Genomic DNA, 12,117 nt, shown 5'->3' with positions numbered 1-12,117 from the left:
GAACGCAGCGAAGGACCTTATCACGCCCGCGCCGTTGGGAATATGAGTGCCGACGAAAGCAGCCGTGATAAGGTGCTTCCTTCGTCAGCATGACAAAAACTTAATTACGCAGCGGCTTGCCCGTGGTCAGAATCGACTGAATGCGCTCCAGCGTTTTCCGCTCGCCGGTCAGGCTTAGGAAGGCTTCGCGCTCCAAATCCAGCAGGTACTGCTCGCTTACCTCGGTAGGCGCCGACAGGTCGCCGCCGCACATCACGTAGGCCAGCTTATCAGCAATTTTCTGGTCGTGGGCCGAGATGTAGTTGCCTTCCTTCATAGCAAACACGCCGGTATTGAACATCGCCAGCGCGCCGCGGCCATGTACTTTGATGTTGGTTTTGGGTACGGGCTGAGTATAGCCGGCATCGGCCAGTTCCAAAGCAGCCGCTTTGGCTTGCGCAATGACGCGGTTGCTGTTCACTACAATTTCGTCGCCCCGGCGCAGGAAACCCAGATCAAACGCCTCAGCGGCGGAAGTAGAAACCTTGGCCGTGCTGATGGTCATGTAGGTGTTGCGCAACAGATTGTATTCCGGCTCGCCTTCCTCATACTTGGCGGCGGTGCGCAAGGTCATTTCCTTGGTGCCGCCCCCGCCGGGAATCAGCCCTACCCCAAATTCGACGAGACCCATATAGGTTTCGGCGGCGGCTACTACCTTGTCGCAGTGCAGGTTTAGCTCGCAGCCACCACCCAGCGCCAAGCCGTGGGGCGTGCCTACTACCGGAATGCTGGAGTAGCGCATGCGCATCATGGCTTGCTGAAACTGGGCAATCATCAGATTCAGCTCGTCGTAGTCTTGCTCCAGGGCAAACATGTACACGAGGCCTAGGTTAGCGCCGGCCGAGAAATTGGGCGCGTCGTTGCCGACTACCAGGCCGCGGTAGCCTTTCTCGGCCATATCCACGCCTTTCATCAGGCCCTGAATCACATCGGAGCCCATGGCGTTCATCTTCGAGTGAAACTCCACGTTCAGAATACCGTCGCCGAGGTCGAGCACCGAGGCACCCGCGTTTTTCCAGAGCACCTTGCCCGCGGCGCGCAGGTTGTCAAGAATGATGAAGTTCTCTACCCCCGGAATCGGCTGGTAAGTCTTCGATTCAATGTCGTAGTACTGACGCGTGCCTTTCTCGTCTACTTTGTAAAAGGTAGTGTGACCGGCAGCCAGCATCTCCCCTACCCACGGCGCCACGGTTTTGCCTTCGGCCTCGGCCAGCTCCAACCCTTTTTGCACGCCCAGCGCATCCCAGGTTTCAAACGGCCCTAGCTCCCAGCCGAAGCCGGCGCGCAGGGCGTCGTCAATTTTGTAGAGTGCATCCGTAATTTCCGGGATGCGGTTGCTGACGTAGGCAAACAGCCCGGCAAACGACTTACGGTAGAATTCGCCCGCTTTGTCTTTGCCGCCCACCAGTATCTTGAAGCGGTCGGCTACCTTTTCGATAGGCTTGGTGGCTTCCAGGGTAGCGAACTTGATTTTCTTGCTCGGCTGGTACTCCATCGAGTTCAGGTCGAGGGCCAGGATTTCTGTTTTGCCGCCCGCGCCTTTGGTTTTCTTGTAGAAGCCCTGGCCGGTTTTGTCGCCCAGCCATTTGTTCTCGCTCATCTTCTGCACGAAGTCGGGTAGGGTAAATACCGCTTTGGCTTCGTCGTGGGGTAAGCTTTGGCCGAGGCCGTTGGCTACGTTCACGGTCGTATCCAGCCCTACCACATCGGAGGTGCGGAAGGTAGCCGACTTGGCGTGCCCGATTACCGGGCCGGTCAGCTTGTCCACTTCCTCTACTGTGAGGCCCAGCTGCTGCATCACGTGCATGGCATCGAGCAGACCAAATACGCCTACCCGGTTGGCAATGAAGCCGGGCGTGTCCTTGGCCAGCACTACGGTTTTGCCCAGGTACAGGTCGCCGTAGTGTTGCAGGAAATCCACTACCTCCGGCTTGGTGTCGGGGGTAGGAATAATTTCAAGCAGCTTGAGGTAGCGCGGCGGATTGAAGAAGTGCGTGCCGCAGAAGTGCTGCTTGAAGTCCTCAGAACGACCCTCAGCCAACAGGTGAATCGGGATGCCGGAGGTGTTGCTGGTGATGAGCGTGCCCGGCTTGCGGAACTGCTCTACCCGCTCGTACACGCTCTTTTTAATGTCGAGCCGCTCCACGACTACCTCAATGGTCCAGTCGCAGGAGGCAATATCTTTCAGATTATCATCAAAGTTGCCGGTCTTGATTTTAGACACGTCCTGCTTGCGGTAGAGCGGCGAGGGATTGGACTTCACGGCGGCTTCCAGGGCGCTGTTCACAATGCGGTTACGCACCTGCGGCTTGTCCAGCGTCAGCCCTTTTTTCTCTTCGTCGGAGGTCAGTTCTTTCGGCGCAATGTCGAGCAGCAGCACCTGTACGCCAATGTTGGCGAAGTGGCAGGCAATGCGCGAGCCCATCACGCCAGAGCCCAGCACCGCTACTTTCTTGATAATTCTATTCATATGTTTAGCTGTTAGCTGATGGCTATTAGCCGTTAGCAGTTGTTCTGATTAGTACCTATTTTCTTGTCAACGTTACGCTTCTTGCAAAAGGCAAAGCCAACTCTGGCCGCTCCTACGCCGGCAGTTCCTTGCGCGGTGGTTTCACCGCGAAGTCATCGAAAAGCGTTTTGCCTTCAATCATGCCCGTAATCTGCCCTACCACCTTAAAGAACACGTCGAGCTGGTTTTGCGGAATCTGCTCGTGCACTTTTTGATTGAAATGACGCACAGTTTGGCGGGAGATTTCCTTGCCGCGCAGGCCTTCTTCGGTCAGGAAAATGCGCACCGACCGCTTGTCGTGGGCGTCGGCCTGTTTGTAGATGAGGCCTTTCTCTTCCATACTCCGCAAAATGCGCGTGAGCGAGCGGGTTTCCAGGCCCAGCAGCGGCGCTATTTTGGTAGCGGGCGTGCCGTTTTCCTGGTCAATATTCAGCAGCACAAAGCCGATACTGGTGGTGATATCGTGCTTGGCTGCCTGCGTATTATACATACGCGAAATGGCGTGCCAGGCTACTTTGATGTTATAATCGACGGTTTCTTCCGGTTTCATTGTGCGGGGTGAAGTCTGGTAAACATACGATTATTTGTTATGCTTGCATACTAAGTAAAGGCAAAAAATTTGGCAGGGTAGGGATGCAGGTGCCCCCTACCCTGCCAAGCTTACCGCTTCTCGTTGAACTCGTAGATGCTCTCAATCACATCCTTCAGGTTCTCCGAAATCACTTTGCGCTTCAATTTCATGGTAGGCGTCATCTCACCCGTTTCCACCGACCACTGCTTGGGCACCAGCACCACTTTCTTGACCTGCTCCCAGTGCGCGAAGCTGTCGTTGTAGCCGTGCACGAGGTCGTTGTACATTTTCACCACCTTCTCGTTTTGCACAGCGTCTTTCAGTGAGCCAATCTCTACGCCGTTCTTCTTGCCCCAGTTTTTCAGCTCGTCCATGGCTGGCACTACCAGGGCTGAAGGGAACTTGCGACCGTCGCCTACCACCATAATCTGCTCTACCAGCGGCGACTCTTTCACCTTGCTTTCAATGACCTGCGGCGCAATATACTTGCCACCCGAGGTCTTGAACATCTCCTTTTTACGGTCCGTGATTTTGAGGAAGCGTTCCTGCACAAACTCGCCAATATCGCCGGTGTGGAACCAGCCGTCGGCGTCGATGGCTTCGGCGGTTTTTTCAGGCTGGTTGTAGTAGCCTTTCATCACGGAAGCCGAACGAGTCAGAATCTCCCCATCGGGTGCAATTTTCACCTCAATGTTGTCGATAAGTGGCCCTACCGTGCCAATGAGGTTGTCCTCATGCTTGTAGCCTCCCACGGCAATTACCGGCGAAGTTTCGGTGAGGCCATAGCCCTCCATCACCCGGATGCCCCCGGCCCAGAACACCCGCGCCAAGCGTGGTTGCAACGCCCCGCCCCCGCTCACAATGCAACGCAGATTACCACCCAACGCCTCACGCCACTTGTTGAAAATGAACTTGTTAGCCAGCGCCAGCTGCGAATTATATAGGAAGCCTTGGTTCTTTTGAGTATCATACTTCAAACCCAGATCCAAGGCCCAGAAAAACAGCTTCTTGCTGACGCCTTCTAGCGTGTGGCCCTTCGCTACTATCTTTTCATACACCTTCTCCAGCAGACGGGGTACCGTGGTAAAGATTTCGGGCTTCACCTCGCGCAGATTGTCGGCAATGGTTTCCATGCTTTCGGCGTAGTAGATGCTCACGCCGTGCGTCATGTAGAGGTAGGTAACCATGCGCTCGAAAATGTGGCAGAGGGGTAGGAAACTCAGGGCCTTGTCCTTGGGTCCTACCGGCACGTAGGGCGCGGCGCTGCGCAGGTTGCTGAGCAGGTTGTCGTGGCTGAGCATCACGCCTTTGGGCTTGCCGGTGGTGCCAGAGGTGTAGATGAGTGTCAGCAAGTCATCGGGTTGCACGGCAGCGCGTAGCGGCTCCAGGTCGGCTGGGTTGCCCTGCCGGCCCATGTCCAGTAGCTCCGAGAAGTGCCGGGCACCGTCAATTTTATCGAAGCTGAAAATATGGTCGTGGGCAATGTTCATACCCTCTGTGGCGGCTATTACCTTCTCGTGCAGCTTCTCGTCCGATACCAGCACGGCCTTCACATCGGCGTCGCTGAAAATGTGTTTGTAATCTTCTATCGTGATGCTAGGGTACATGGGCACCACCACGGCGCCAATCTGTGAAATGCCAAAATCGGCCAACATCCACTCAGGCCGATTCATGGCAATAAGGGCCACTTTATCGTCTTTTTTCAAGCCCAGCTTCACTAGGCCCAGGCTCACCAGATTGATCTGATCAATGGCTTCCTGAGTACTCATCTTCTGCCAGTTGCCGTCGTGTTTAGCAGTCAGGCAATCGGTTTGGGGGAATTTTTCCTGTTGAGCAGGTAGAATATCAAATGCGCGACGAACGTCCATAAAGAGAGAGCAGAAGGATGGGAAATACCGCTTAAATAACCGGATTTTTCATAGAAAAGCTACGGTTTGGCTGTTGGGCTAGTAGTTAACTAGCTGACCAGCTACTTTCTAGTACGTAAAAAGCCCTTGGGTAGCGCCTTTTGCGTAATTTTGGGCTTCTACGCTTTGCCTGCACTCATGAATCTGGGTATCTTTTTTGATCCGCTTCGGGAAGAGGTGGTGGCCCCACCGGCTGCGCCTACGGCCCTGGCGGCGTACATTGCCCCATTCGTGCATACGTTCCCCGATTGGCGCACAGCCGACTTGGCCATCATCGGCCTTGACGACTGGCGCGGCACCGCCGCCGGGGCGCCTACCCACCACGGCGCCGATGCCGTGCGGCAGCGCTTCTACCATATGCAGCGCGGCGTAAGGCCGGCCAAATTGGTGGATTTGGGCAATCTGCGGCCCGGCCTCACGCTGGAAGACACCTACCTGCGCCTGCGCGAAATTGTGGCTACTCTACTGGAACACAACACGGTAGCCATCCTGCTCGGCGGTGGCCCCGACCTGGATTATGGGCAGTTTCTGGCCTACGAAACCCTGGACCGCCCCATCAGCTTTGCTTCTGTAGATGCGCGCGTGGACATGGCCGAGTACGACTGTGCCCCCGCCGAGGAAGCGCACCTGAGGCGCATGATTATGCACGAGCCCAACTTCCTGTTCAACTTCGCCCAGCTGGGGCACCAGCAATATCTAGTAGCGCCCGACGTGCTGGCGGCGCTGGAAAAGTTGCACTTTGAAACCATGCGCCTGGGTGCCATCCGCACCGATGTGCGCCAGGCAGAACCCCTACTCCGGCAGGCCGATTTCGTGACGTTTGATGTAGCTGCGTTGCGCTGGACCGAGGCGCCGGGCTACTACCCCGCCAACTCTTTCGGCCTCAGCAGCGAAGAGGCTGCCCAACTGGCCTGGTACGCCGGCCACAACGATCAGCTCACGTCTTTCGGCCTCTACGGCTACCGCCCCGACCACGATGCGCACGGCTTGGCGGCTGGTACACTGGCTACCATGCTGTGGTATTTTGTGGAAGGTTTCTACCACCGTTGGGGCGAAATGGATTTTCAGAGCCGGCGGTTTATTCGCTATGCGGTGGGGCTGCCGGGCACGCCAGCCAAGCTGGTGTTCTACAAAGCCAAGCGCACCGAAAAATGGTGGCTGGAAGTGGAAAGCCTGGCCGACCAGGACATCAAGCGCATCGTGCCGTGCAGCTACGACGACTACATCCGCGCCGCTCAGGGCGACCTGCCCAACCGCTGGATTCTGACGCAGGCGCTGCTGGGGTAGGAGCCGCCACAAGGAAGTTCGGCCGTTTCGCTGGTTATTTGCTGAATCTATGAGCGAAACGCAAACAAACTCATCTGCCCCCAATAGCCTACCCTCGCCGGCAGACACATTATTGCCTACCTACACCCGCGCTCAATTGGCTCTGCGTAACGGGCAGGACCGGGACGAAATTTGGGTGGCCTATCAGGGCAATATCTACGACGTGAGCCGCTCCCGGCTGTGGCGGCGCGGCAACCACTACGAGCACTGGGCAGGCCAGGACCTGACCCGCGAGCTGGACCACGACGCCCCGCACACGCCCAACGTGTTCGACAACTTCCCGATTATCGGCCGGCTGATTTCGCCCATAAAATAAAGAACGTTCTAGCTTGGCCGCATACTGACAAGCGTGCTCTCCTCTACCTAACCGATTCACATGAAGGCATTTATCTTCGACCTCAACGGCACCATGATTCATGATATGGAATACCATACCAAGGCGTGGCAGCACATTTTTAACCACGAGTTGGGCAGCAATTTCACTTGGGAAGAAGTGAAACCGCAGATGTACGGCAAGAACGGGGAGGTATTGGAGCGCATGTTTGGCCCCGACCGTTTCACGGCTGAGGAGATAGAGCAGCTTTCGGTAGCCAAGGAGCAGCGGTATCAGGATGAGTTTCGACCGCATTTGCATTTGCTACCGGGCCTGGCGGAGTTTCTTGAACGGGCCTACCAGCAGGATATTCCGGTAGCCATTGGGTCGGCGGCTATTCCATTTAATATTGATTTTGTGTTAGATACGCTGGACATTCGGCGGTATTTCCGGGCCATCGTCAGCGCCGACGACGTAACGCTGAGCAAGCCGCACCCTGAAACCTTCCTGAAAGCCGCCGCCCAGCTAGGGGTAGCGCCTGCTGATTGCGTGGTGTTTGAGGACGTGCCCAAAGGCGCCGAAGCTGCCCACAATGCCGGCATGAACACCGTGATTCTCACCACCACGCACCAGCCGCAGGAGTTTGCGCACCTGCCCAACGTGCTACACTTCGCCGAGGATTTCAACGATACCTTTATCAGCAACTTATTGTAATTCACCCTTTCTAGCCCCCACCCTATGAGCACCACCGAAAGCGCCTCCCTGTTCAATAATCTCGAAACCCTGTCGACCCACGAGTTGCTGACCGGCATGAACAGCGTGGACCAGACCGTGCCCCAGGCCGTAGCCAAAGCCCTACCCCAGCTAGAGGCGCTGGTAGAAGCCACCGTGGCGCGGCTGCAACAGGGCGGGCGGCTGTTCTACATTGGAGCGGGCACTAGCGGGCGGCTGGGCGTAGTCGATGCCTCTGAGTGCCCGCCTACCTTCGGCGTGCCGCACGGGTTGGTAGTGGGCATCATTGCCGGCGGCGATACCGCCATTCGTAAAGCCGTGGAAAACGCCGAGGACGATGCCCAGCAAGCCTGGCGCGACCTGCAAGCGCACGACGTCAACGAGAAAGATATTGTGGTAGGCATTGCTGCCTCGGGTCGCACGCCCTACGTGATTGGCGGGCTGCAACAGGCCCGGCAACACGGCCTGGCTACGGGCTGTATTGTGTGCAACGCAGATTCTCCGGTGGCCGTCGCGGCCGAGTTTCCGGTAGAAGTTGTGACCGGGCCGGAATTCGTGACGGGTAGCACGCGCCTAAAGGCTGGCACTGGCCAGAAGCTGGCGCTCAACATGCTCACCACTGCTACCTTCATCCGGCTGGGCAAGGTCAAGGGCAACAAGATGATAGACATGCAGCTCTCCAATGCCAAGCTGGTAGACCGCGGCGAACGGATGCTGATGGACGAGCTAGGAATTGAGCACGACGAGGCGGCTGCGCTGCTGAAGAAGCACGGTTCCGTGCGCGCAGCGCTGGATGCGCGAGGGTAGGATGTGTGTCATCCTGAGTGCAGCGAAGGACCTTATGACAGTAGAACGAGTCGTTGTTACGTCTGTAGTTCCACTGTCATAAGGTCCTTCGCTGCACTCAGGATGACATAAGCCTTAATCTTAAAACGACAGCGCAATTGTCGAAGTCAAGTTGCCGTAGGTGTGTCGAAAAGCGCCATCGGTGTTGGCAAAAATGGGGTTGCGAGCATTCAGCACTTTGCCTTCCAGGCGGGCTAGCACATGCTTATTGGGACGGTAGTCGAAGTTGAGAGAACCACCTCTAACGAAATAATCGGGTTCGTTGGGGGTAGGGCCCAGGTCGCGGACTACCACGCCATTGCGGGCATAGTAATACTCGCCACGAGCTGCCACAAACCACTGTGGGGCCAGTTGGTAGCGCACAATGGCGGCGGTTGTGTGCCAGGTATCGTCCTTGGTATCGGGCCGGCGCTTTTCCTGCTTACCGATATCAAACCACAGCAGCGCCTGCAAGCGGCTGGTGGCCGTATAGGTCACATAAAAATCGTGGAAGTAACGGAAGCGCCGCACCGAATCCTGGGGCTGCTCGTTGCCAAAAAGCGTGCTGTAGTTGAACAGTAGCTTCTCGGTAGGGCGCCATTGCACTTGTGTGCCCACCGATTTTGCGCGGTTGTTGTCGCGGATGTTCTGCCAGCCGTTGAGCGCCAGCGCCGTGAGTGTGAGCTTGTCGGAGGCTTCATAGGTAAAGCGGGCGCCCGCCTCGTAATACGGCGAGCCTTCGGCGGCCAGGGAATGCGTCACGGTCCAATTGTCTTTGCTGATGGCCGACTCAAACCCGACGTGCGCGCCGAACACCCCGATATCAAGCCAGGTTTTTTTCAATGGCCGAAAGCCCGCGTAGGCCTCATAAATACTGCGCAACAGCGTGGGTTCGGCGGCGTAGTTGGCCTCGGGGTAGGTGCCGGCCTGTAAGCCCAGCGCCCCACGGATATTGCCATCGTCGTAGCGCAGCCCAATCAGCGCTTGGTTTACCGTAAACTCGTTCTGGCGGTTGTGGGAGTAGAAAAAGCCTGGCCGACTAGTGTTATCAGGGTGTGGGAAGTCATAGCCGTAGTAGCCGTCGATGTAGCCGTAGAGCGTGATGGGCGACGGACGAGCAACGGTATCGAGCGAAATCTGAGCAGCAGCCAGCTGACTCAGCAGGAGTAAAATACTCAGCAATACGTAGCAGTGTTTCATAGCCGACCGTAACGAAAAGGCGCTCTATATGTTGACTTTCTACCTCAAAACCTCTTGTTGCGGAGTGGTTGGAGGGACCGTACTACCCTGGCAATTTGCATGGCAAACTCTACCCAGTCGAACACTTCAATTCGCTACTGCGTTAGGGAGGAGCGGCCCGGGCGTCCGGGGTCGGTTGTTTTACCTCTAGCTCTACCTGCGTGCATACCATCGAGCCACACTACGCCTGGATCGACCAATACTCGGCTTCTGAAGACCCGCGCTCGCCCCTGCACGGCGCCGAGAACAGCCTCGACAGCTATGTCAATACCATCTACGGCTACTACATACACCCGCAGTGGGACGACTTCGGGTCGGACACCCTGTTTATCAAGATTTTATTCGTCGATTACGAGCAACAATCAGCCATTCTGGAGTTTATCGGAGAATGGAACGATGCTATCGAAAACGACATCATGCAGCTCAAACGCGAGATTATCGACCCGTTGCTACACGAGGGCATTGCGCGCTTTATTTTGGTAGGCGAAAACGTGTTTAACTTCCATGGCTCCGACGACTCGTATTATGAAGAGTGGTTTGAGGATGTAGAAGACGGCTGGATTGCTGGCGTCAACTTCCAAGAGCATGTTATTCGCGAAATGCGCCAGTTTAATCTCGATAGTTACATCAATTTTGGTGGGCAACTCGACGAGTTACCCTGGCGAACCTATGAGCCGCGCAAACTATTCAACGTAGTCGATAAAATTATTGGCTATCGGTTAGGATAGTGGCTGTTATTATAGCGAACCTATTCAAAGTAAACACAAAAAAAGGGGGCTCCCCTATGCGGAGAGCCCCCTTTTTCGCCTTTGCAGGCTACGTAATTACTGCTGGGTGGTGGTAGCGCCACCAGCTGGAGCTGGCGTAGCCTGGCTTGGCAGAGCATCAGCGGCATCTTCCATAGCGTCAGCTTTAGCTTCAGTAGCGTTTTCTACCGAATCAGCACCAGCTTCGTTGCCAGCTTCTTCCATAGCGTCAGCCTTAGCTTCGCCAGCTTCTTCTACGTTGTCAGCAGCATTTTCCTGAGCATTCTCAGTTTTGCTGTCGCACGAAGCGAACGAGAACGAAACGGCAGCCAGAGCGAGGAACAGTACTTTTTTCATGATGGAGGTAAATTGGAAAATGGAATTTCAGGTTTGGTGTTTCTCGCGGTTCCAGCCAGGCTGGAGGCGAAATTCGGGAGTTTATACCGGCGTTGGCAGAAGGTAACCCGACACTAGAAAAAAAACTTAAATTTTTTCTACCCTATTTTTTCCTAAACACAATACCAATCGGAACACCCTGAAAGCCAAAGTTTTCGCGCAGACGATTCTCCAGGTAGCGTGTATACGATTCCTTCACGTACTGCGGCAAATTGCAGAAGAACGCAAACACCGGGTTGTGCGTCGGCAACTGCGTCACGTACTTAATCCGTACCATCTTACCCTTTGTAGCGGGCGGTGGCGACTTCTCAATCTCGCGTAGCATCACTTCGTTGAGCTGAGAGGTAGGAATTTTGTGCATCTTGTTTTCGTACACCTGAATGGCCGTTTCGATGGCTTTGTGTACGCGCTGCTTGTTCAGCACCGAAATGAACACCACGGGCGGGTAGGCAATGGGCGCAATCTTTTCCATGATTTTCGCCTCAAATTCCTTGGCCGTGTTGGTCTCCTTGTCCTCGATGAGGTCCCACTTGTTTACCAGAATCACGATGCCCTTGCGGTTTTTATCGGCTAGGGCAATGATGTTTACGTCCTGGGCTTCAATACTGCGGGTAGCGTCCAGCATCACCACGCACACGTCCGACTCCTCCATGGCCCGGATGGCCCGCAGTACGGAGTAGAACTCCACGTCTTCCTTTACCTTGGTTTTGCGGCGCAAACCAGCCGTATCCACCAAGATAAACTCGTTGCCGAACGCGTTGTAACGCGCCGAAATGGAGTCGCGGGTAGTACCGGCAATATCGGTTACAATGCTGCGGTCAGTACCCAGCAGCAGGTTTACGAATGATGATTTACCGGCGTTCGGGCGGCCTACTACGGCAATTTTGGGTACTCCAGCATCAGGTTCTTCTACCCCTTCTTCTTCGAAGTGGCTTACCACGGCATCCAGCAAGTCGCCGGTGCCGGAGCCACTTTGCGAACTGATAGAGTAGATTTCGCCGTCGCCCATGCCCAGAGCGTAGAACTCGCCAGCGGCGTGGGCGCGGGCGTTGGTATCGGCCTTGTTGGCCACCAGGTAGATCGGTTTTTTGTCTTGGTAGCGGCGCAGTACGTTGGCAAACTCCTCATCTAGAGGGTGCAGGCCGGCGTCTACGTCCACCATAAACAGCACCACGTCAGCCTCATCAATGGCCAGCTTCACCTGCTTATTGATTTCCTCCTCGAATACGTCCTCGGAGTTGTGCACGTAGCCGCCCGTATCAATCACGGTGTAGTACTTGCCAATCCAGTCGCCGTAGCCATAGTGCCGGTCGCGCGTTACGCCCGACTCGTTGTCCATGATGGCTTTGCGCTGCCCCACCAAGCGGTTGAATAGCGTGGACTTACCCACGTTGGGGCGGCCCACAATTGCAATGGTATTTTTCATTGGTCTGACTCCAGCCGCCGGCCCGACCAAGTTCGGCAGTGCCCGGAGTAGTTAAGTGAGTTGTTGAGGTCGGAATGTAGGGGCGCCT

The 12,117-nt window shown here is 55.8% G+C and carries 11 protein-coding genes; 5 read left to right on the top strand and 6 right to left on the bottom strand.

Going from position 1 to position 12,117, the window contains the following annotated elements:
* Nucleotides 1–100: 100 nt before the first annotated feature.
* The 3 genes from F1C16_RS19880 to F1C16_RS19870 all read right to left on the bottom strand — a co-directional run bounded on the left by F1C16_RS19880 (nt 101) and on the right by F1C16_RS19870 (nt 4,987).
* Nucleotides 101–2,509 (bottom strand): 3-hydroxyacyl-CoA dehydrogenase/enoyl-CoA hydratase family protein, encoded by a 2,409-nt coding sequence (locus F1C16_RS19880; protein ID WP_185282330.1) that lies wholly within the window; start codon nt 2,507–2,509, stop codon nt 101–103.
* 112 nt (nt 2,510–2,621) lie between these two features.
* Complete coding sequence (locus tag F1C16_RS19875; RefSeq protein ID WP_185282329.1) at nt 2,622–3,098, bottom strand: MarR family winged helix-turn-helix transcriptional regulator; 477 nt, start codon at nt 3,096–3,098, stop codon at nt 2,622–2,624.
* Between the two features lie 110 nt (nt 3,099–3,208).
* On the bottom strand, nt 3,209–4,987 hold the full coding sequence (locus F1C16_RS19870) for a long-chain fatty acid--CoA ligase (RefSeq protein ID WP_185282328.1): 1,779 nt from the start codon (nt 4,985–4,987) through the stop codon (nt 3,209–3,211).
* A gap of 177 nt (nt 4,988–5,164) precedes the next feature.
* Here F1C16_RS19870 and F1C16_RS19865 point away from each other — a divergent pair, with 177 nt between their 5' ends.
* From F1C16_RS19865 to murQ, 4 genes are all read left to right on the top strand, one after another.
* Nucleotides 5,165–6,313, top strand: a complete 1,149-nt coding sequence (locus F1C16_RS19865) for a formimidoylglutamase (RefSeq protein ID WP_185282327.1) — start codon at nt 5,165–5,167, stop codon at nt 6,311–6,313.
* Nucleotides 6,314–6,425: 112 nt separating this feature from the next.
* Nucleotides 6,426–6,668, top strand: coding sequence for a cytochrome b5 domain-containing protein (locus F1C16_RS19860; protein WP_258049141.1), 243 nt, complete (start codon nt 6,426–6,428; stop codon nt 6,666–6,668).
* Nucleotides 6,669–6,728: 60 nt separating this feature from the next.
* Nucleotides 6,729–7,379, top strand: a complete 651-nt coding sequence (locus F1C16_RS19855) for an HAD family phosphatase (RefSeq protein WP_185282325.1) — start codon at nt 6,729–6,731, stop codon at nt 7,377–7,379.
* Between the two features lie 24 nt (nt 7,380–7,403).
* Nucleotides 7,404–8,204, top strand: coding sequence for an N-acetylmuramic acid 6-phosphate etherase (murQ, locus tag F1C16_RS19850; RefSeq protein ID WP_185282324.1), 801 nt, complete (start codon nt 7,404–7,406; stop codon nt 8,202–8,204).
* Between the two features lie 120 nt (nt 8,205–8,324).
* On the opposite strand, the gene F1C16_RS19845 is transcribed toward murQ, so the two are convergent.
* Nucleotides 8,325–9,422: a porin gene (locus F1C16_RS19845; RefSeq protein ID WP_185282323.1), complete on the bottom strand. Its 1,098-nt coding sequence runs from the start codon at nt 9,420–9,422 to the stop codon at nt 8,325–8,327.
* Nucleotides 9,423–9,622: 200 nt separating this feature from the next.
* On the opposite strand from F1C16_RS19845, the gene F1C16_RS19840 reads away from it, so the two are divergent.
* Complete coding sequence (locus F1C16_RS19840; RefSeq protein WP_185282322.1) at nt 9,623–10,189, top strand: hypothetical protein; 567 nt, start codon at nt 9,623–9,625, stop codon at nt 10,187–10,189.
* A 96-nt stretch (nt 10,190–10,285) separates the two neighbouring features.
* Here F1C16_RS19840 and F1C16_RS19835 read toward each other — a convergent pair whose 3' ends face one another.
* Entirely contained in the window at nt 10,286–10,564 is a 279-nt protein-coding gene (locus F1C16_RS19835) for a hypothetical protein (RefSeq protein ID WP_185282321.1), read from the bottom strand.
* Nucleotides 10,565–10,706: 142 nt separating this feature from the next.
* Nucleotides 10,707–12,029 carry a ribosome biogenesis GTPase Der gene (gene der, locus F1C16_RS19830; RefSeq protein WP_185282320.1) on the bottom strand — a complete coding sequence of 441 codons (1,323 nt, stop codon included), beginning with the start codon at nt 12,027–12,029 and terminating at the stop codon, nt 10,707–10,709.
* Between the last annotated feature and the right edge of the window lie 88 nt (nt 12,030–12,117).

Origin of the sequence: Hymenobacter sp. NBH84 (assembly GCF_014217645.1) — a bacterium.
GTDB classification, from domain to species: domain Bacteria; phylum Bacteroidota; class Bacteroidia; order Cytophagales; family Hymenobacteraceae; genus Hymenobacter; species Hymenobacter profundi.
Note: the sequence above shows the minus strand (reverse complement) of the source record. Positions and strands in the feature narration are given on the sequence as shown.

Coding starts and splice junctions, on each gene's coding strand:
- F1C16_RS19880 (WP_185282330.1), bottom strand. CDS start 2,509: ATGAATAGAATTATCAAGAAAGTAGCGGTGCTGGGCTCTGGCGTGATG.
- F1C16_RS19875 (WP_185282329.1), bottom strand. CDS start 3,098: ATGAAACCGGAAGAAACCGTCGATTATAACATCAAAGTAGCCTGGCAC.
- F1C16_RS19870 (WP_185282328.1), bottom strand. CDS start 4,987: ATGGACGTTCGTCGCGCATTTGATATTCTACCTGCTCAACAGGAAAAA.
- F1C16_RS19865 (WP_185282327.1), top strand. CDS start 5,165: ATGAATCTGGGTATCTTTTTTGATCCGCTTCGGGAAGAGGTGGTGGCC.
- F1C16_RS19855 (WP_185282325.1), top strand. CDS start 6,729: ATGAAGGCATTTATCTTCGACCTCAACGGCACCATGATTCATGATATG.
- murQ (WP_185282324.1), top strand. CDS start 7,404: ATGAGCACCACCGAAAGCGCCTCCCTGTTCAATAATCTCGAAACCCTG.
- F1C16_RS19845 (WP_185282323.1), bottom strand. CDS start 9,422: ATGAAACACTGCTACGTATTGCTGAGTATTTTACTCCTGCTGAGTCAG.
- F1C16_RS19835 (WP_185282321.1), bottom strand. CDS start 10,564: ATGAAAAAAGTACTGTTCCTCGCTCTGGCTGCCGTTTCGTTCTCGTTC.
- der (WP_185282320.1), bottom strand. CDS start 12,029: ATGAAAAATACCATTGCAATTGTGGGCCGCCCCAACGTGGGTAAGTCC.